Origin of the sequence: Rhodococcus sp. W8901, from assembly GCF_013348805.1 — a bacterium.
GTDB lineage: Bacteria > Actinomycetota > Actinomycetes > Mycobacteriales > Mycobacteriaceae > Prescottella.
In genome coordinates this window covers 4,546,434-4,564,784 of record NZ_CP054690.1, presented here as the reverse complement: position 1 = coordinate 4,564,784, position 18,351 = coordinate 4,546,434, and the positions used below count along the sequence as shown (strand labels likewise).

General features: G+C 68.0%; 21 protein-coding genes. 7 read left to right on the top strand and 14 right to left on the bottom strand.

Annotated features, from left to right (window positions below; all coding sequences use genetic code 11):
• Window position 1 precedes the first annotated feature (1 nt).
• The 10 genes from HUN07_RS21280 to HUN07_RS21235 form a co-directional block, all read right to left on the bottom strand.
• On the bottom strand, window positions 2-832 hold the full coding sequence (locus tag HUN07_RS21280) for an ABC transporter permease (RefSeq protein ID WP_174912572.1): 831 nt from the start codon (window positions 830-832) through the stop codon (window positions 2-4).
• Window positions 829-1,803, bottom strand: a complete 975-nt coding sequence (locus HUN07_RS21275; RefSeq protein WP_114718732.1) for an ATP-binding cassette domain-containing protein — start codon at window positions 1,801-1,803, stop codon at window positions 829-831. Before HUN07_RS21275 ends, HUN07_RS21280 begins: the two co-directional genes overlap by 4 nt.
• Before the next feature lie 113 nt (window positions 1,804-1,916).
• Complete coding sequence (locus tag HUN07_RS21270) at window positions 1,917-2,441, bottom strand: hypothetical protein (RefSeq protein WP_174912569.1); 525 nt, start codon at window positions 2,439-2,441, stop codon at window positions 1,917-1,919.
• 146 nt (window positions 2,442-2,587) lie between these two features.
• Window positions 2,588-3,142, bottom strand: a complete 555-nt coding sequence (locus HUN07_RS21265; RefSeq protein WP_174912566.1) for a hypothetical protein — start codon at window positions 3,140-3,142, stop codon at window positions 2,588-2,590.
• 369 nt (window positions 3,143-3,511) lie between these two features.
• A complete protein-coding gene (locus HUN07_RS21260) occupies window positions 3,512-4,045 on the bottom strand; it encodes a hypothetical protein (RefSeq protein WP_147283449.1) in 534 nt (177 codons plus the stop codon).
• Window positions 4,046-4,302: 257 nt separating this feature from the next.
• Complete coding sequence (gene menE / locus HUN07_RS21255; protein WP_174912564.1) at window positions 4,303-5,478, bottom strand: o-succinylbenzoate--CoA ligase; 1,176 nt, start codon at window positions 5,476-5,478, stop codon at window positions 4,303-4,305.
• A gap of 41 nt (window positions 5,479-5,519) precedes the next feature.
• Window positions 5,520-5,822 carry a DUF3349 domain-containing protein gene (locus HUN07_RS21250; protein WP_114718737.1) on the bottom strand — a complete coding sequence of 101 codons (303 nt, stop codon included), beginning with the start codon at window positions 5,820-5,822 and terminating at the stop codon, window positions 5,520-5,522.
• Window positions 5,823-5,844: 22 nt separating this feature from the next.
• The gene (locus HUN07_RS21245) at window positions 5,845-6,120 is read right to left on the bottom strand and encodes a DUF3349 domain-containing protein (RefSeq protein WP_254623033.1); all 276 of its coding nucleotides are present in this window, start codon (window positions 6,118-6,120) and stop codon (window positions 5,845-5,847) included.
• A 213-nt stretch (window positions 6,121-6,333) separates the two neighbouring features.
• Window positions 6,334-6,600, bottom strand: coding sequence for a hypothetical protein (locus tag HUN07_RS21240; protein ID WP_174912561.1), 267 nt, complete (start codon window positions 6,598-6,600; stop codon window positions 6,334-6,336).
• 13 nt (window positions 6,601-6,613) lie between these two features.
• Window positions 6,614-7,849 (bottom strand): inorganic phosphate transporter, encoded by a 1,236-nt coding sequence (locus HUN07_RS21235; protein WP_254622623.1) that lies wholly within the window; start codon window positions 7,847-7,849, stop codon window positions 6,614-6,616.
• Between the two features lie 452 nt (window positions 7,850-8,301).
• On the opposite strand from HUN07_RS21235, the gene HUN07_RS21230 reads away from it, so the two are divergent.
• The 5 genes from HUN07_RS21230 (at window position 8,302) to HUN07_RS21210 (ending at window position 14,004) form a co-directional block, all read left to right on the top strand.
• Window positions 8,302-9,714, top strand: a complete 1,413-nt coding sequence (locus tag HUN07_RS21230) for an ABC transporter substrate-binding protein (protein WP_114718739.1) — start codon at window positions 8,302-8,304, stop codon at window positions 9,712-9,714.
• Window positions 9,715-9,859: 145 nt separating this feature from the next.
• Window positions 9,860-12,151 carry an ABC transporter permease gene (locus HUN07_RS21225; protein ID WP_174912558.1) on the top strand — a complete coding sequence of 764 codons (2,292 nt, stop codon included), beginning with the start codon at window positions 9,860-9,862 and terminating at the stop codon, window positions 12,149-12,151.
• A complete protein-coding gene (locus HUN07_RS21220; protein WP_174912555.1) occupies window positions 12,144-12,887 on the top strand; it encodes an ABC transporter ATP-binding protein in 744 nt (247 codons plus the stop codon). Before HUN07_RS21225 ends, HUN07_RS21220 begins: the two co-directional genes overlap by 8 nt.
• A gap of 8 nt (window positions 12,888-12,895) precedes the next feature.
• Window positions 12,896-13,648: an ABC transporter ATP-binding protein gene (locus HUN07_RS21215; protein ID WP_174914927.1), complete on the top strand. Its 753-nt coding sequence runs from the start codon at window positions 12,896-12,898 to the stop codon at window positions 13,646-13,648.
• A gap of 2 nt (window positions 13,649-13,650) precedes the next feature.
• Window positions 13,651-14,004, top strand: coding sequence for a hypothetical protein (locus tag HUN07_RS21210; RefSeq protein ID WP_114718974.1), 354 nt, complete (start codon window positions 13,651-13,653; stop codon window positions 14,002-14,004).
• A 46-nt stretch (window positions 14,005-14,050) separates the two neighbouring features.
• On the opposite strand, the gene HUN07_RS21205 is transcribed toward HUN07_RS21210, so the two are convergent.
• From HUN07_RS21205 to HUN07_RS21190, 4 genes are all read right to left on the bottom strand, one after another.
• A complete protein-coding gene (locus tag HUN07_RS21205; RefSeq protein WP_114718975.1) occupies window positions 14,051-14,431 on the bottom strand; it encodes a VOC family protein in 381 nt (126 codons plus the stop codon).
• A 43-nt stretch (window positions 14,432-14,474) separates the two neighbouring features.
• Window positions 14,475-14,924, bottom strand: coding sequence for a hypothetical protein (locus tag HUN07_RS21200; RefSeq protein WP_174912553.1), 450 nt, complete (start codon window positions 14,922-14,924; stop codon window positions 14,475-14,477).
• A 41-nt stretch (window positions 14,925-14,965) separates the two neighbouring features.
• Window positions 14,966-15,589, bottom strand: a complete 624-nt coding sequence (locus HUN07_RS21195) for a dienelactone hydrolase family protein (protein WP_174912550.1) — start codon at window positions 15,587-15,589, stop codon at window positions 14,966-14,968.
• A 123-nt stretch (window positions 15,590-15,712) separates the two neighbouring features.
• Complete coding sequence (locus tag HUN07_RS21190) at window positions 15,713-16,606, bottom strand: 1,4-dihydroxy-2-naphthoyl-CoA synthase (protein ID WP_114718743.1); 894 nt, start codon at window positions 16,604-16,606, stop codon at window positions 15,713-15,715.
• 84 nt (window positions 16,607-16,690) lie between these two features.
• On the opposite strand from HUN07_RS21190, the gene HUN07_RS21185 reads away from it, so the two are divergent.
• Window positions 16,691-17,338 (top strand): PaaI family thioesterase, encoded by a 648-nt coding sequence (locus HUN07_RS21185; protein ID WP_174912547.1) that lies wholly within the window; start codon window positions 16,691-16,693, stop codon window positions 17,336-17,338.
• Window positions 17,335-18,336, top strand: a complete 1,002-nt coding sequence (locus HUN07_RS21180; protein ID WP_174912544.1) for an o-succinylbenzoate synthase — start codon at window positions 17,335-17,337, stop codon at window positions 18,334-18,336. The genes HUN07_RS21185 and HUN07_RS21180 overlap by 4 nt, the downstream gene beginning before the upstream one ends.
• Window positions 18,337-18,351: the final 15 nt, after the last annotated feature.

Sequence of the window (18,351 nt, the reverse complement as noted above, 5' to 3'; positions counted from 1 at the left end):
CTCAGGTCCTGCGCATGTAGGTCCGCACCGTGAGCGGGGCCATGATCGCGACGATGACGGCGGCACCAACCAGTGCATACACCGCGTGGATACCGAAGTGGCCGTCGTTGGCGAGTTCGCGGACCGCGGTCACCAGGTGCGAGACGGGGTTGACGTTCACGAACGCCTGCATCCAGCCCGGCATCGTGTCGGACGGTACGAACGCGTTCGACATGAACGTGAGCGGGAACAGGATCATCATCGAGACGCCCTGCACGGCGGAGGCCTTGCTCATCAGCACGCCCATGAGTGCGAAGATCCAGCTGATCGCGAACGCGCACACCATGATCAGCAGCGCCGCGCACACCACGCCGACGAATCCGCCACCCGGGCGGTAACCCATGGCGATGCCGACGACGATCGTGATGGTGGTCGCGATCGCGTACCGCACGACGTCGGCGAGCAGGGCCCCGGACAGCGGGGCGATCCGGGCTATCGGCAGCGATTTGAACCGGTCGAACACCCCCTTGTCCATGTCCTCGCGCAACTGGGTGCCGGTGACGATCGATGCCGTGATCACCGTCTGGACGAGGATGCCGGGGATGATGATGGGCAGGTACGACTTCACGTCGCCGGAGATCGCGCCGCCGAAGATGTACGTGAACATGAACGTGAAGATCACCGGCTGGATCACGACGTCGAACAGTTGCTCGGGGTTGTGCTTGATCTTCAGGATGCCGCGGTACGCCATCGTGAAGGTGTGGGCGATCGCGTCCCGGAGGTCGATGCGGTCGGCGGCTTCGATCGTCCGCGTGTCTCCCTGTCGCGCAGGCGAGGTGAGTGTGGTGGTCATGCGGCGTCTCCTTCGGACTCGGCAGTGTCGTGCCCGGTGATGGTGAGGAAGACCTCGTCAAGGCTCGGCTTCGACACGGTGATCTCGTCCACCGCGATGGACCGGTCGCGCAGGTGCACGAGAAGATCCGCGGTGATCGACGGATCGGTCAGCGGCGCGGTGATACGTCCGGACTCCGGCGTGACCGCTGCCTCGATGCCGAGCATCGCGGAGATCACGGACCGGGCTTCCTCGGTCTGCGTGCGATCGGCGAGGGTCAACTGCAGTGCCGACACTCCGACCGACGCCTTCAGTTCGTCGGCGGTGCCGTCGGCGATCACACGACCGTGGTCGATCACCGCGATCCGGTCCGCCAGTTGGTCGGCCTCGTCGAGGTACTGCGTGGTGAGCAGTACCGTCGAGCCCTCGGCGACGAGCCTGCGGATGGTGTCCCACATCTGCGCGCGGGTGCGCGGGTCGAGGCCCGTGGTGGGCTCGTCGAGGAACAGCAGCGGGGGACGGGCGATGAGGCTGGCCGCGAGGTCGAGTCTCCGGCGCATGCCGCCGGAGAAGTTCTTCAGCGGCTTCGACGCCGCCTCGGTGAGTCCGAACTCTTCGAGGAGTTCGACGGCCTTGCGCTTGGCGTCGGCGCGGCCGAGGCCGAGCAGCCGCGAGAAGATCACGAGGTTCTCGGTGGCGGTGAGGTCTTCGTCCACCGACGCGTACTGGCCGGTGACGCCGACGAGGGAACGGACGGCCGTCGATTCGCGGACGACGTCACGGCCGAAGATGCGGGCCTCGCCGCCGTCGGGCCGCAGCAGGGTCGCGAGCATCCGGACTGTCGTCGTCTTGCCGGCGCCGTTGGGGCCGAGCACGCCGTACACCGAACCGGTCGGGACGGTGAGGCTGACGCCGTCCACGGCCCGCTGCTGCCCGAAGGTCTTGACGAGCCCGACGGCCTCGATGGCCGGGGGTGAGGTATCGAGGTTCATGGCACAACCATGACGGTGCCCTCTTGCACCGCCCTTGCACCGCGCTTGCGTCCGGACACGCGCCGGGCTCGCGGTGCAATGCACCGCGGGCCCGGGTCTTCGTGCGGGTCGAGCTACTTCAGTAGGCCACCGATCAGGTCGCCGATGTTCGGGATGAAGTCACCGAGGCTGCCGGTGATCGTCCCGAGGCTGCCGAAGGTGTCACCGACACCGACGAGGACCGGATCGCCCAGCTCGGGAACGGGATTGGCCAGCGACACACACGCGCCCACGACGGCGTACATGCCACCGGTGAGGGCCGGTGTCGTGTACGCCTTGGTGACACCCGCGCCGACGCTGTCGAGACCACTGGTCCAAGCAACGAATCCGGGCTCGAGCAGCTTGAGCGGGTCGTCGACCGCCTCGGGCACCTTGACGGAGTCGATCGCGACGGCACCGCACGTGCTCGTCGGGAAGTCGACGTTGGGGTTGGTGATGGAGACGGCGATCGCATCTCCGGCGGCCTCCGCCGTCACGGTGGGTCCAGTGAAGGTGGCGGGCGCGGCGGACGCGAGCGCGGGAGCAGCGATCAGGGCCGCGGCGGCGACGGCACTCCCTGCCGCCAGACGGGTGACGAGTGAGGTGGAACGTAAGCGCATGGTGTGGACCTTTCGACAGTGGCCGGCTCGGCGCGAGGAACCGCGAGGCGGACACGGCGAGCGGATCAGGAAAGGATGCGCGGCGGCCCGGGCATCCCCGACTGGTGTCCGGACCGCCGCGCACGTTCTGTGGTGCGGGTGGTCTGTCAGGCGGGCTGAGTCGATCCGGCCGAGATGGCCTTGATCAGTCCGTCGATGTTGCCCTCCAGGACGAAGTCGAGGACGTTCTCGAGTGCGCCGTTGCGCAGGCTGCCGAAGATCGCGTCCTCGGGCAGGCTGACGACCTGGGGCTTGCCCAGCACCGGCGTGCCGCCGTTGGCCGAAGTGCATTCGCCGACAACGGCAAACACGCCGTCGTTGAACTCCGGCGTGGTGAAGGACTTGGTGTCGGACGCGCCGACGCGGGCCTTGTCGGAGACCTTCCAGAACGTGAATCCGGGCTCGAAGAGCTTGGAGGGATCCTTCTCCAGTTCACTCGCGCGCGACGCGGCGAAGGCGTGGGCGCCACACGTGACGGAAGGATCGGTATTGGGGTTCGCCACCGTCACCGTGATGGTGCTGCTCGCGGCGGCCGCGGTGACCGTCGGCGCCTTGACCGCGGGTGCGGCCGACGCGAGGGCAGGGGCGGCGAGAGCGGCTGCGCCGGCAATCGCGACACCGGCCACACTGCGGGTGAACAGATTTCGAGTACGCACGTGCATGGACAACTCCTGTTGAGTACGAGTGTTCGAAACACGTGATCGCGGCGCCCGGCTCCCCGAAACCAAGACCCGAAACCAAGATCACTGGGGAGAAGCATCGGGGTTGGGTCAAGTTCCCGCAAGGTGAACCTCTCGGGGCCGTAACGAAATGCGGTCCTCGGTGCGAGGAATGTTCCGTTCCTACCGCCCGGTAACGATGTTTGATCAGCGGAAATCCCCACCGTACGAGCCGGTTTGGGACCTATGTAACAATCTTGTTTCAGTGGTCGTTAGGTATTCAATTGCTTGTTCAACTACCCGAATTTCGGGGCGGTCGGTTCGCATCGGCCGGGCAGGGGGTTTCCTGCCCGGCCGATGCTCCGACTCGGGCTACCCTGCGGCGAGCGAGCCGCCGGAGAAGAGGCCGCGGGCGATGCCCGCGATGTTTGCGGGGGCTGCGCTCGAACTGCCTGTGTACTGGCTGCGCGGAACCGACACCACCTGCGGATCGCTCGCGGACGGCTTCGGTTGTGTGGGCGAAACACATTCGCCCACAACGGCATAGAATCCGCGCGGGACGTCGAAGGTGTAGGTCCGGGACGAGTCGGCCGCGACGCGCTCGCTGCGTGCGGTCCGCCATGTCAGGAAGCCGGGTTCGTTGATCCTCGACGGATCCTCCTCGAGTGCGGAGAGCTTCGAGGCCTGGACCACGAACGCCCCGCAACTGCTGGTCGGATCGCTGTTGGGATTCTCGAGCGTCAGGTCGAAAGTGCTGTCGGTGACGGTGAACGTCACTGTGGGGCGGGTGAGCTCCACGGTTTCCGCGCCCGCAACTGCGGGTGCGGTGAGTGCCGACACGCCGACGAGGACGGCCCCGACGGTCGTGCGGCGTAACAGCTGAGATGTAGACGGACGTGTTTGCATGATCAACCCCTGTCGATGGAGTGTCGGTGGACAGGCGATCGCGGTGCTCGGTTCCCCGAAACCAAGATCACAGGCGAAGCATGGCCCGTTTACGTTTTCGGGCAAGGGTTTTCGGCGGAATCGGCCGCGCCCGCGGGTGGCGCCGAATCGTTTACCTCCCCGCTGCACTCCCTTTGATCAGGGAGAACCGTCGCGCCGAACCCGCCGCGCCGAAGAGTAACAATCGTGTCTCGGCCGGCAGATACTGATCAACTGGATCAATTATTCGTTCGAATCCAGGCTGTCTGCAGGGCCTTGCGGTCCACCTTGCCCGGCCCCCGCAGCGGGAGTGAGCGGACGAATTTCACCTCCCGCGGTGCCGCGGTCGCGTCGAGCGAGGCGCCGACATGGGCCCGCAGGTCGTCGACGGTGGGGGCGGTCCCGTCCTCCGGCACGATCGCCGCCACCACCCGCTGGCCGAGTCGTTCGTCGGGGACACCGAGCACCGCGCATTCGCGAACGTCCGGGTGCTCCATCAGGACGGCTTCGACCACCTGCGGCACCACCGTCAGACCGCCGGTGGAGATCGCCTCGTCCAACCGCCCGCGGATCGTCAGGACGCCGTCGGTGACGGTTCCGGCATCGTCGGTGCGGAACCATCCGGGCTCGCTGAAGGCCGGGTGATCGGGAATCCCGCGGTACCCCGATGCGAGCGTGTCTCCACCGAGCAGGACGCGGGAGTCGTCCGCGATGCGGACCCGCACACCGTCGAGGGGTGTGCCGTCGTAGACGCACCCGCCGCACGTCTCGCTCATCCCGTAGGTGCGCACGATCGTCAGTCCGGCGTCGACGGCCCGGCGCAGGAGCGGCGGAGGTGTCGCGGCGCCACCGAGGAGGACGGCGTCCAGTTCGGCGAGTGCGGCGGCCGCCGCGGCGTCGTCGAGGGCCTTGACCAGTTGGGTGGGCACCAGCGAGGTGTAGCGACGTGGCCCCGCCATCGCGTCGACGGCTGCCGGCAGGGTCGCCGGATCGAATCCGCGTGTGACGTCGACGACGACGGGCGCGGCGCCGGCCAGCACGCTCCGCAGCAGCACCTGCATGCCCGCGATGTGGTGTGCCGGCAGTGCCAGCAACCACGACCCGGGCCCGCCGAGCCTGCGGTGTGTCGCGTCGCCGCTGGCCCGCAGCGCGCGCGAGGTCAGCATGGCGCCCTTGGGGACCCCGGTGGTGCCCGAGGTCGCCATCACGAGCGCGATGTCGTCGGCGCCGGGCACATCGTCGATCGCCTCACCCGGACGCAGGGCGTCGCACAGGCGTCTCGTCTCCTGCTGGTCCTGCTCCGGTACCGGTAGGAGGGGTGGGCCGTCGCGGTCGAGGAGTCGTTCGAGCCGGGGCAGGAGGGCCGTCGCCGCGCTACCGGCGGGAATCGGAAGGGTGTGCAGGACCGGGCTCACTCCTCGATGGTTTCACGGGGAGCGTCCCGGTCGGACACGGGTCAGGTCGCCGGTGGACCGGCGAGCGGCCATCCCCCGGACGACAGGTGCGACCGCACGCGGTCCACGTCGGATTCGAGCGGCATCTCGTTGGTGATCTTGGTGATGAGCACCTGGATGTCGGTCTTGGAGATCGGCAGGTCGCCGTCGTCGACCAGGGCTGCGGTCACGATGTCGACCTCGTCCTCCGACAGTCGGCGGGTGAGGAGAGCGAACAGCGGGACATAGTCCTGCTCGGGAACGCCGTTGGGGTAGCCGGCGCGCAGCCAGTCGATGATCGAGGAGAGGAACGGAGGCAGGCTCAATGGTGCTCCTGAACTTGGTCCGTCAGCGGTATTGGTGTTCTCTCGACGCTTCCTGCTCGTCGGAGACGACGGGCCAACCACCCGCGGCGAGGCGCTCGGTGACGCGGGCGATGTCCTCTTCGGTCGGCTGCTCGCGGATGACGCCGGCGATGATGCTCTTCAGCGCGTCGTAGTCGACGTGCCGGTCGGGATGCTCGTGGGCGGTTTCGATCGACAGTTCGACGATCTGCCCGATCTCCTCGTCGGTCAGTCGGCGTCCCAGGACGGCGAGCAGCGCGAAATGGTCCTTGGCGGGAATCCCCTCCGGATAGCCGGCGCGGAGCCAGTCGAGTACCGAGCGAAGCGCGCTCTTGTGTTCCGCCGAGCGGGGCGAGCCATCAGTCGCCGAGCGGTGCGAGTCATCAGTCGCCGAGCGGTGCGAGTCATCAGTCGCCGAGCGGTGCGAGTCATCAGTCACGGATGCGATCACTTTCACGAAGGAGTGGGGACGCGGGTCGGTGCGTTACCTCACTCAGAAGACGTGGATGCCGAAACTGCTGGCCAGGAAGTTCTGCATCAACATCAGTATCCCAGCAATGATCGCGATCAGCACGACGGCGAAGCAGAGGGCGGCTCCGAGCTTGCCGAGCGTCGACGCCTGTCCGTCGGGACCCGGCTGTGCGCCCATGGACAGTGACTTGAGGCCCAGCGCGAAGATGGCGGGCAGTCCTGCCCCGAGCAGTAGTCCGACGAGGACGACCTGCCACAGCGAGTTGGCGGTCTGTGCGAGTAGATCCATCGGTCGTCTCCTTTCAGATCTTGCGGGTGGTGGGCTCGACCTCGGAGGTCTGGTCGGTCACGGCAGCGGCCGTGGCTGTGGTCGTGGCCGAAGCAGCGTCCGCGTCGTTCGTGGGGGCCAGGCCGCCCTCCCACTCGGCGTTGACGTTGCTGGGGTCGATCGGTTCGCGGCGCGACCGGATGTACATGAACGCCGACAGTGCGACCAGCAGGGCGAACACGACGATGACGCCCGGCAGGCCGCCGATCACGTGTGCGAGGGCCCAGCAGATCGCGCCGGCGATACCGGCGGACGGCAGCGTGATCAGCCAGGCGACCGCCATGCGGCCGGCGACGCCCCACCGCACCTCGGCACCCTTGCGGCCGAGTCCCGTACCGAGGATCGAGCCGGTCGCGACGTGGGTGGTCGACAGCGGCAGACCGAGGTGGCTCGAGGTCAGGATGATCGCGGCAGACGACGACTCTGCCGCCATGCCCTGCGGGGCAGCGATCTCGACGAGGCCCTTGCCGAGGGTTCGGATGATGCGCCAGCCGCCGAGGTAGGTGCCGAGGGCGATCGCCACCGCGCAGCTGAGCTTGACCCAGAAGGGCATCTCGCTGTCTGCAGTGATGGAGCCGTGGGCGACCAGGGCCAGGAAGATGACGCCCATCGTCTTCTGGGCGTCGTTCGTGCCGTGCGCGAGTGAGACGAGGGATGCCGTGCCGACCTGGCCGATGCGGAAGCCCTTGCTCTTGTTGTCGTCCGGGACGTCCCGGGTGATGCGGTAGATCAGCTTGGTGCCGACCGCGGCGACCAGCGCGGCGACCACGGGAGCCAGCAGGGCGGGGATGATGACCTTGCCGAGCACACCGCCCCACTCGACGCCGCTCATGCCGATCGAGGCGATGGCCGCGCCGATGAGGCCGCCGAACAGGGCGTGCGACGAGCTGGACGGCATGCCGAACAGCCAGGTCGCGAGATTCCAGAGGATGCCGCCCACGAGGCCGGCGAACACGATCAGCAGCAGGTCCTCACCGCTGACGGTCCCGAGATTGACCACGCCCTTGGCGACGGTCGCGGCGACCTCCACGGACAGGAAGGCGCCTACCAGATTGAGGGTTGCAGAGAGTGCCACTGCGACCTTCGGTCGGAGTGCGCCGGTGGCGATGGAGGTGGCCATCGCGTTCCCGGTGTCGTGGAAGCCGTTCGTGAAATCGAATGCGAGGGCAGTGACGACCACTACCAAGAGAACGACGAGCTCTGCGGTCACAAGCGAATTGTGCGTATCGAAAGCGTAAAAGTACAGCGAGCATCCGGTGAACAAGCCGTGATCCCGGTTGCATCGTCCCATCACCTCGCACGACGGTTCCGGTGGTGTGTGGACACTCACGTTTTTCGGCTGCCTGTGGCCCGCCTCACTACGAAGTCTCACTCACCGGGATGGGCCCTCGGCGTGGGTGTGATCCTCATTACGGTCCTCCGCATCGGGGCTCATGAAGCCTCGGGTAGCGGGGCGAAGGAGTGGGTGGCGCGATGAGAAAAGCGGTCTGGGACATCACTCGACCTCGTGTCTTTACCTAAAGAAACGAAATCGATTACTTGACCTTTACTTGTCGATCCACGTGCTCGGAGCGGCAGCCCTGTAGGGCGTGACCGCACCACCGAGCACGCCCGTTCGTCCCCGGCCCGGTTCCGGGCACTCGAGAAGGAGATTCACAGATCGTGAAGCGAAACAAGACAGCCAAGCTGGTTGTGGCACTCGCCGCAACCGCGGCACTGGTCTCGGCCTGTGCCGGCGAGCGCTCCGGCGACTCGGGCGTCCCGAGCAGCGGCTCGGGCGACACCAAGTCGGCATCCGCGTCGGTCGACAAGTTCGGCACGCTCGCCTCCCCGTGCGGTGAGGGCGACGCCAAGGGCGCTACCGATCAGGGCGTCAGCGACACCGAGATCAAGATCGGCTTCGGTGACGACCGCGGCTACGCCAAGGCCCCGGGCCTCAACAAGGAGATGTCCGACGCCGTCTCCGCGATGATCGAGTGGTGCAACGATCAGGGCGGCATCAACGGCCGCAAGATCGTCGGCACCGACTACGACGCCGCGATGACGCAGGCCAACGCCGTCATGCAGGACGCGTGCCGCTCCGAGTTCATGATGGTCGGTCACGGCTTCGCGATGGACCAGACCTCCGAGCAGACCCGCGTGGCCTGCAATCTGGCGGCTGTCCCCGGCTTCACGGTCTCCCCGGACGCGGCCAACGGCCCCATGACCTACCAGGGCGTGCCGTTCCCCGTCGACATCGCGAACGCGTCGGCGTGGTTCCAGATGGGGGAGATGCACCCCGACCTCAAGAACGACTTCGCGCTGATCGGCTCCACGATGCCGACCATCATCACGTCGCTCACCAAGACCAAGTCCATGGCCGAGGCCGCCGGCTTCAAGCTCAAGGACTGTGGCGTCACCATCAACTACGACGGTGAAGCCAGCTACGTGCCGTTCGCCGAGAAGTTCAAGCAGTGCGGTGCCAAGGGCCTGTGGACCTCGCGTTCGCCGGTTCCGGCCGAGTTCAACCTCATCAAGGCGATCGATCAGGTCGGCCTCGACCCGATCCTGCTCGGTGAGGCCACGTGGTACGCCAACGCCGTCCAGGGCTTCAACAAGGACAGCGGTCTGCTCGACAACCTCAATGCCGGCATGACCTTCCAGATGCTGGAGAACGACGACAACGCCGCCGTCAAGCAGTACAAGGACCTCGTCACGGCCAAGGGTGGCAAGACCGCGCTCCTGGGCATGCAGGCCACGTCCTCGTTCCTGCTGTGGGCCACCGCCGCCGACGAATGCGGTTCGGACCTGACGCGACAGTGCATGATCGACGAGCTCTCGCAGATCCACGAGTGGGACGGTGGCGGACTGCACGCCGTCAGCGACCCGGGTGCGAACATCCCGGCGCAGTGCGGCCTGATGGTCTCGCTGAAGGGCGCGGACTACTCGCAGGCGTTCCCCGCCGATGCCGGCGAGTTCAAGTGCGACCCGAACTACCTTGTCAAGACCGACAAGTCGACGTGGGGCACCGAGCTGGGTGCCGATCGCATCTCGACCAAGTACCTGAACCCGAACGTGATCACGCCCAAGGCATGATCGCCCGCCGCGCGGCGTAGGACCCACAGGTCCCGCCGTCCGGCTCCCTCGATCCACCCAACGATCCACCGATGAATGCGGCGCCCCGGGCCACCGCCCCGGGGCGCCGCCTCCATCCTGACTGGAGAACTCAGAGGGTTTCCAGATGGACACATTCGTGACATTCACGATCCTGGGTCTCGTCCTGGGCTCGGTGTACGCAATCGCAGCCTCAGGGCTGGTGCTCACCTACAACTCGTCCGGCATCTTCAACTTCGCGCACGGCGCGCAGGCGATGCTCGGCGCCTTTCTCTACTGGCAGCTCCGCTACGGTTGGGGTCTGCCGACACCCGTGGCGTTGATCATCACGCTCGGCATCGCCGGACCGCTCATGGGGCTGCTGCTGTACGCGCTGATCATGCGCGGCCTACGGGACACCTCCGAGGTCACCAAGATCGTCGTCACGGTGTCGATCATGCTCGGCATGCTGTCGCTGTCGACCTGGTTCTGGCACCCCGAAGAAGCCCGCACCATGAAGATGTTCTTCGGTGACGACAGCCGGTTCTCGTTCTTCGGCGCGACGATCCACACCCACGAGATCATCTGCCTGGTCGCCGCGGTCCTCATCGCCGTCGGCCTGCGCTTCCTGTTCACCCGCACCCGCATCGGCGTCTCGATGCGCGGCGTCGTGGACGACCCTGATCTGCTCCGCCTCAACGGGCACAACCCCGAGCGCATCGCCGCGTTCTCGTGGGCACTCGGTTCCACGCTGGCCGTCCTCGCCGGCATCCTGGTCACCCCGATCAGTGGTGGCACGCTCGAGGCCAACCTGTTGACGCTGCTCGTGATCGACGCGTTCGCCGCCGCGATGTTCGGCCGCCTGCGCAGCATCCCGCGCACGTTCGTCGGCGCCATCGTGCTGGGTCTGGCCGGCACCTACGTGCTCGGCTACTTCCCGTCCGAGTGGACGTGGACCTCGAACCTGCGCGTGTCGCTGCCGATGATCGCGCTGTTCGTCGTCCTGATCGTGCTGCCGCAGGATCGGCTGCGCGGCACCGCGGTCCGTACCCGTGAGCGGTACTCGGTCCCGAGCGTGCGCAAGGCCGTCGCGTGGGGCGTCGCCCTGATCGTGATCATCTACCTGATCCGTCTGCTCATGGTCGAGTCCGCGATCACCACCCTGACCCTGGGTGTCTCGTTCGCGATCATCGCGCTCTCGTTGACCCTGCTCACCGGATACGCCGGCGAGATGAACCTGGCGTCGGTGTCCTTCGGTGCGATCGCGACCATCGTCGCGTTCCACTTCGGTGTCTCCGGAACCGGCCTCGCGGCCCGCATGACCATCTGGGGGCTGATCTTCGGGACCCTCGCGGCCGCGGTCATCGGCGGCCTCGTCGCACTGCCGGCGCTGCGCCTGCGCGGCCTGTACCTGGCGCTGGCGACGATGGCATTCGGCGTGTTCCTCAGCAACATGGTGCTGCGCGACACCACCGAGCACGAACTGTTAGGCGTCAAGTTCTCGATCTTCCCCGGCGGCTCCCTCGTGATGCCTCCGATCAAGATCGGCCCGCTGGACCTGAGCAACCAGACGGCGTTCCTCATGACCGCCACCGCCCTGTTCGTGATCCTCGCTGTCGGCGTCATCGCACTGCGCAACAGCGGCTACGGCCGCCGGCTCGCCGCGATGAAGGACAGCCCGGCCGCCTCGGCGATGCTCGGACAGAACCTCGTCAAGCTCAAGCTCAGCGTGTTCATGCTCTCTGCCGGCATCGCCGGACTCGGCGGCATCCTGATGTCGACTGCGATCGGTGCGGTCTCGAACGAGAACTTCTCGATCATGATCAGCCTCACGATCCTGATGCTCACGGTCGTCGCCGGCATCGGCTACGTCACCGGCGCGTTCTTCGGCGGCATCATGGCCGGCATCGGATTCGCGGTCATCATGGTCTCGTTCGGCAACCTGGCCTCCAGCCAGCCCGAGATCGAGGGACTGTGGACCTTCCTGGGTCACCTCGCGGCCGTCAGCCCCGCGCTGATCGGTATGGGCGTCGGCAAGAACCCGTCGGGCACGGTGCACGACGTGATCGAGGGCTACCGCCACCTGCGCAACGCCAAGCCGGTGCTGATCGGCGGCGCGGCCGTCGTCGCACTGTCGTACGTCCTCGCGCTCACCGGCGTGCTGGGCAACTGGTGGTTCGCGACGATCACGATCGTCACGGTGTTCATGCTCCCGGTCATCGGAAAGATGGTCATGCCGGAAGCGGTCCTCGGCAAGGAGGCCGCCGACGCCGCCAAGGGCATCGCGCCCGAGGAGATCGGCATCGACGCGCCCTACACGGAAGAGGGCCTGACGCAGCTCGACCGCGAGCTCGGACTGCCCGCCACGGTCACGGCCCACACCGCTGCGGCCACGGAGCACTTCGCCTCGAAGCCGAAGGAGTTGAGCGTCCATGCCTGACACCCCGATCCTCGAAACCCGGGGCATCACTGTCCGATTCGGTGGCCACGTCGCGGTCAACGACGTCAGCATCACGGTCGAACGCGGATCCATCACCGGACTGATCGGACCGAACGGCGCCGGTAAGACGACGCTGTTCAACACGATCACCGGCCTGCAGAAGCCGGCATCGGGCAAGATCCTGCTCGACGGCCAGGACGTCACCCGGCTCTCGCCCGCCAAGCGGGCGAACAAGGGCCTGGCCCGCACCTTCCAGCGGCTGGAGCTGTTCCTGTCGCTGTCGGTGCGGGACAACATCCGGGTCGCCGGCGACATCCACAGGGCCAACACGCGCAGCAAGATCGACGTGGACGCCGAGACGGACCGGATCCTCGAGCTGACCAAGCTCACCGATGTCGCCGACAAGGACGTCTCGGACATCCCGACCGGACGGGCTCGCGTCGTCGAGGCCGCCCGGGCACTGATGACATCGCCGCGGCTGCTGCTGCTCGACGAGCCCGCGTCGGGCCAGACCGAGCAGGAGACCGAGGACTTCGCGGACCTGCTGCGGTCCCTGGCGGCGGACGGTCTGGCGATCTGCCTCGTCGAGCACGACATCCCACTGGTGATGAAGCTGTGCAAGCAGATTCACGTGCTCGACTACGGCGCCGTCCTGGCGTCGGGCAGCGCGGCGCAGGTGCGCGACGACCCGGCGGTGATCGCCGCCTACATCGGCACGGCAGAGGAGGCAGTGTGATGGCTGTGATGTCGACTGGGGCCACGAACGTGACGGAGACGCTGGACGGGCCGCAGGACGGACCCACCCCGCTGCTCGAATTGGCCGGTGTCCGTGCGAGTTACGGCCCCATCGAGGTGCTGCACGGGGTGGACCTGACGCTCGCGCCGGGCACCGTCATGGCCCTCCTCGGGCCGAACGGCGGCGGCAAGACCAGCACCCTGAAGATCTGCTCGGGCATCCTGCCGATCACGCACGGCGAGCTGCGGATGGCGGGCCGGGTCGTCAACGGCGCCGAGGCGTCGGACCTGGCGAAGCTCGGTGTCTGCTCGATCCCCGAGGGGCGCGGCATCTTCGCCAACCTCACCGTCCGCGAAAACCTGTGGATCGCGACCGGCACGGGCACCGACCTCGCCAAGCTCGAGGAGATCGCCTACACCCGGTTCCCGATCCTCGGGAAACGCAAGAACCAGTTGGCCGGCTCCATGTCCGGCGGTGAACAGCAGATGCTGGCGCTGTCCCGGGCCCTGGGTACCGACCCGACCCTGCTGCTGCTCGACGAGCTGTCGATGGGTCTGGCGCCGCGGATCGTCTCGCAGATGTACGACATCGTCGGCCAGTTGGTCGAGGAGGGTCTGACGATCCTGGTTGCCGAACAGTTCGCCCGCGCCGTGCTGCCGATCGCCGATCGCGCGGCGCTCATGCTCCACGGACGAGTGGTCCGAGTCGGGGCGCCCGACGAAATCGAGAACGACCTTTCCAACAGTTACCTAGGAGGATGACGATGACCACTCTCGCAGATGAGCGTCGTGCCCAGTTCAAGACCGACGTCGCCGACCTCGAGCTCAAGACCGGCCAGTCGCGCGGCGACAGCGTGGCGCGCGTGTCCGGTCTGGTGCTCATGGTCGTCGGTGCCGTGGCGGCCTTCGTCGTGTACGTCTCGTCGCTGACCCAGAACGACCTGCGCGACATCGCGTCGTACCAGATCCTCGCGACCGCGTTCCTTGCGGTGACGGTGATCGGTGCCGCCCTGTACCTGGCCGGTGCGATCGCCAAGGTGCTGCGCCTGTGGCTGCTGCGTCAGCTGCACGAGGGTCAGGCTCAGGCCGACCAGATCGCCGCTGCACTGTCGAAGTAGGCGCTCCGCGCCCGTGCGCCGTTCCGAAGTAGGCGCACGGGCGTGTTCAGCGTAGGTCGCGGCGGATCGGATGGTCTGCAGGGATCTGCACCAGCACGATGGGCACACCGTCGGGGTCGGCGATCCACATCTCGTGCAGGCCCCACGGCTCCTGTCGGGCCTCCCGCACGATCGGCACCTCCGCCCGGACCAGGTCGTCCTGGGCGACGGCCAGGTCGCGCACCTGCATCCACAGCGCGCCCGAGAACCGCGTGTCCAGCTCGGTGCCGCCGTGCGAGGTCACCTCGACCAGCCCCTGTCCGACGAAGAACACTGTGCCGCCGGGGTATTCGCGCGCGATCGCCAGGCCCAGCGTGTCGCGGTAGAACGCCAGCGTCACCTCGTAGTCGTGGGGTCGCAGAATGATCCGGCTGCTGAGAATTTCCACGCTCATGTCCTCCTGATGCTGTTGCCGGGCAATTCTTCCCGAGTCACTCGTCCGGCGCCGGACGGGCCTCGTGCCCCGGGCGGCCGTGCGTACGCCGCGCTTCCTTCATCTCGGCCTCGTACAGGTGCCGGCGACCACCGAGCAGCACGTCGCGCACCGCCTTCTCGTGATCGCGGAACTCGGACCAGTAGCCGTCGTCGAACTCCTCGACGATCTGGAACGTCCACCGCCCCTCGAGGACGTTGCGTCCCAGCATCGACGTCTGCAGGCGTTCGGCGCACGCGGGGTGGCCCGACGTGATCAGCTGCTCCACCGCGTCCCCGAGCTGCCGATCCGCCCGGCCCAGCAACTGGTGGAACGCATACAGGTGGCCGCGGGCCTGCTCGACGGTCTCGAGCGCCTCGGACAGCTTGCCGACCGCCTCGACGGTGGCGTCCGTGACGCCGTCCGGGCGGCGATGTTCAGGCGCGGGTTGCTCGCGGTCGACGGCCATGGGTCCAGTCTGCCTGCTGCCACGCCACTTCCCGTGATCCTTCACGATCGGGGCCCGTGCGCGACGAACCACTCGCGGGCCCGCTCGGCGACCACGTCCAGCGTGCCGGGCTCCTCGAACAGGTGCGTCGCGCCGGGCACGATCTCCAGCTCGTGTTCGCACTCGAGCAGGGCGGCGGCCTTCCGGTTCAGCTCGATCACCGCGGTGTCGAGCGAGCCGACGAGCAGCAATGTCGGCGCCCGGACCATCGACAGGCGTGATCCGGCCAGGTCGGGGCGGCCGCCGCGAGAGACGATCGCGGAGATGTCGGCGTGTGGTTCGGCGGCGGCGTGCAGGGCCGCGGCGGCGCCGGTGCTCGCGCCGAAGTACGCGACCGCCGCCGCCCGCTCCTGCACCCGCGCGGTCACCTCGATGAGCCGGCACGACAGCAGGGGGATGTCGAACACGAGCCGACGGTCGCCCTCCTCGTGCGGGGCGAGCAGGTCGAACAGCAGCGTGCCCAGGCCCACGTCCTGCAGCAGCTCGGCGACGAACCGATTGCGTGGGCTGAACCGTCCGCTGCCGCTGCCGTGCGCGAACACGACCACCGGCAGGTCGCCGGCAGGATCGGTCAGCGCACCCGACAGGCGCACACCGTCAACCGTGAACGAGACCTCGGTGCTCACCTGTCCATTGCACACCCGATCACGGCCCGGCCCAACCCCCGCGCCGCTCCGGAAACGGGCGTGCCGCGCCCCCGATCGGGGACGCGGCACGACGAAAACCAGAGCGGCAGCGCGCGCTGGGGCTCAGAAGTACCAGGGGTAGGGCGACCAGTCCGGGTCGCGCTTCTCGAGGAACGAGTCGCGGCCCTCGACGGCCTCGTCGGTCATGTACGCCATCCGGGTGGCCTCGCCGGCGAACAGCTGCTGGCCGACCAGGCCGTCGTCCTGCAGGTTGAACGCGTACTTGAGCATGCGCTGGGCCTGCGGCGACTTGCCGTTGATCTTGGTGCCCCACTCGATCGCGACGTTCTCGAGCTCGTCGTGATCGACGACCCGGTTGACCGCGCCCATCCGGTGCATCTCCTCGGCCGTGTAGGTGTCGCCGAGGAAGAAGATCTCGCGGGCGAACTTCTGGCCCACCATCTTCGCGAGGTAGGCGCTGCCGTAGCCGCCGTCGAAGCTGCCCACGTCGGCGTCGGTCTGCTTGAAGCGGGCGTGCTCACGCGACGCCAGCGTCAGGTCGCACGTGACATGCAGGCTGTGCCCGCCGCCGGCGGCCCAGCCGTTGACGAGCGCGATCACGACCTTCGGCATGAATCGGATCAGGCGCTGCACCTCGAGGATGTGCAGGCGTCCGGCGCGCGCCTTGTCGACGGTCTCGGCAGTCTCACCGGAGGCGTACTGGTAGCCGCTGCGGCCGCGGATGCGCTGGTCGCCGCCCGAGCAGAACGCCCAGCCGCCGTCCTTCTCGCTGGGGCCGTTGCCGGTGAGCAGCACGCAGCCGACGTCGGAGGTCATGCGCGCGTGGTCGAGCGTGCGGTACAGCTCGTCGACGGTGTGCGGGCGGAAGGCATTTCGGACCTCGGGGCGATCGAACGCGATGCGGACGATGCCCTCGCTGACATGACGGTGGTACGTGATGTCGGTGAGATCCTCGAAACCGGGGACGGGACGCCAGAGCTGCGGATTGAAGGTCACGGAAGCGAGGATAGGCCCCGGGCTCCGGTGTGTCGGGGCACACCTCGCACCGGAACGACTCCACCCCGGCGATACCGTGCAGGGATGAGCGAGCAACTGCGGTCCGACGACCGGCCCGACGCCGACGTCCACGAGCACCACGGCGGGTTCCCGGTGTTCACGCCCGTCCCGGCGGGGCCGAACTTCGGGAGGTTCGTCGAATCGCTGCGGCGGCTGCAGGACCTCGCGGTGTCGACACACATCCCCGACGACGTGGTCGAGGAGGCCATCGCCCACGCCGACGCCCTGAGCGACATGCTCGAGCAGTACCGGGTTCCCGAGGGCAAGTCGCCGGCGGGCTTCAACTCGCAGCTGCCCGGCCGTGGCAGCCTGCTGCTCCTGCCGTGGCTGTTCGACAAGGTCGACACCGACGGGGTCCGCGCCCGCGGCGTCTTCCGGATGTACCACCGTGGCGGCAACAACGCCGCGCACGGCGGCACGATCGCGCTGCTGTTCGACGACATGCTCGGCATGATCGTGCACGCGTCCGGACACCCGATCGCGCGCACCGGCTATCTGCACGTCAACTACCGCAAGGTCACCCCCATCGAGACCGAGCTGGTGGTCGAGGGCCGCGTCGACCGGGTCGAGGGCCGCAAGCTGTTCTGCACCGTCGATCTGCGCGACCTGGACGGCAATGTCCTGGCCGACTGCGAGGCCCTGATGATTCAGCTGCTGCCGGGCCAGCCGTGACCTTCCCGTCCCTCGACGACGTCCTGGCCGGGGCCCGCGTGGTGAGCCTGCCGATGCGGGTTCGCTTCCGCGGCATCACCACTCGTGAGGCGCTGCTGCTCGAGGGGCCCGCCGGGTGGGGCGAGTTCGCGCCGTTCCCCGAGTACGACGACGCGGAGGCAGCGCACTGGCTGCGCGCCGGTATCGAGGCCGCGTGGGCGGGGCCGCCGACGCCGGTGCGCCGGCGGGTACCGATCAACGCGACCGTCCCGGCGATCGATCCGGCGCGGGTCCCCGAGATCCTCGCCCGCTTCCCCGGCGCGCGGACCGCGAAGGTCAAGGTCGCGGAGAAGGGGCAGACCCTCGCGCAGGACGTCGCGCGGGTCGACGCGGTGCGCGAGCTGATCCCGAATGTGCGCGTCGACGCAAACGGCGGCTGGAACGTCGACGACGCCGTCGCCGCGCTGACCGCGCTGACCGCCGACGGCCCCCTCGAGTACGCCGAACAGCCGTGCGCCACCGTGCCGGAACTGGTGGAGGTGCGCCGTCGCCTGCCGGGTGTCCCGATCGCCGCCGACGAGAGCATCCGCCGCGCCGAGGACCCGCTCAAGGTGGTGCGGGCCGGCGGCGCCGACGTCGCGGTGGTCAAGGTGCCGCCGCTCGGCGGCATGCGGCGACTGCTCGCACTGGCCGACGAACTCGCAGGTCACGGTGTGCCGGTGGTGGTCTCGAGTGCGCTGGACACCGCCGTCGGAATGAACGCCGGCCTGGCCGCGGCGGCCGCGCTGCCCGGGCTGGCGCACGCGTGCGGCCTCGGGACCGGGGGACTGTTCGACGCCGACGTCACGGCCGAACCGCGCGAGATGTCGGACGGCACACTCGACGCGAGCCCGGTGTTCCCGGACCCCGACCGGCTCGCCGAATTGGCCGCGCCGGACCCGCGCGCCGACTGGTGGCGCGACCGGCTGCGGCGGTGCCACGAACTGCTCCTCACCGGTGCAGATACCCGCCTCGTATAGTGTCGTGCCCGCCAG

Excerpts from the sequence above, each read along its gene's own strand:
- HUN07_RS21215 (WP_174914927.1), top strand. The coding sequence starts at position 12,896 with ATGTCGACTGGGGCCACGAACGTGACGGAGACGCTGGACGGGCCGCAG.
- HUN07_RS21210 (WP_114718974.1), top strand. The coding sequence starts at position 13,651 with ATGACCACTCTCGCAGATGAGCGTCGTGCCCAGTTCAAGACCGACGTC.
- HUN07_RS21260 (WP_147283449.1), bottom strand. The coding sequence starts at position 4,045 with ATGCAAACACGTCCGTCTACATCTCAGCTGTTACGCCGCACGACCGTC.
- HUN07_RS21265 (WP_174912566.1), bottom strand. The coding sequence starts at position 3,142 with ATGCACGTGCGTACTCGAAATCTGTTCACCCGCAGTGTGGCCGGTGTC.
- HUN07_RS21200 (WP_174912553.1), bottom strand. The coding sequence starts at position 14,924 with ATGGCCGTCGACCGCGAGCAACCCGCGCCTGAACATCGCCGCCCGGAC.
- HUN07_RS21240 (WP_174912561.1), bottom strand. The coding sequence starts at position 6,600 with ATGGATCTACTCGCACAGACCGCCAACTCGCTGTGGCAGGTCGTCCTC.
- HUN07_RS21220 (WP_174912555.1), top strand. The coding sequence starts at position 12,144 with ATGCCTGACACCCCGATCCTCGAAACCCGGGGCATCACTGTCCGATTC.
- HUN07_RS21280 (WP_174912572.1), bottom strand. The coding sequence starts at position 832 with ATGACCACCACACTCACCTCGCCTGCGCGACAGGGAGACACGCGGACG.
- HUN07_RS21270 (WP_174912569.1), bottom strand. The coding sequence starts at position 2,441 with ATGCGCTTACGTTCCACCTCACTCGTCACCCGTCTGGCGGCAGGGAGT.
- HUN07_RS21225 (WP_174912558.1), top strand. The coding sequence starts at position 9,860 with ATGGACACATTCGTGACATTCACGATCCTGGGTCTCGTCCTGGGCTCG.
- HUN07_RS21275 (WP_114718732.1), bottom strand. The coding sequence starts at position 1,803 with ATGAACCTCGATACCTCACCCCCGGCCATCGAGGCCGTCGGGCTCGTC.
- HUN07_RS21185 (WP_174912547.1), top strand. The coding sequence starts at position 16,691 with ATGAGCGAGCAACTGCGGTCCGACGACCGGCCCGACGCCGACGTCCAC.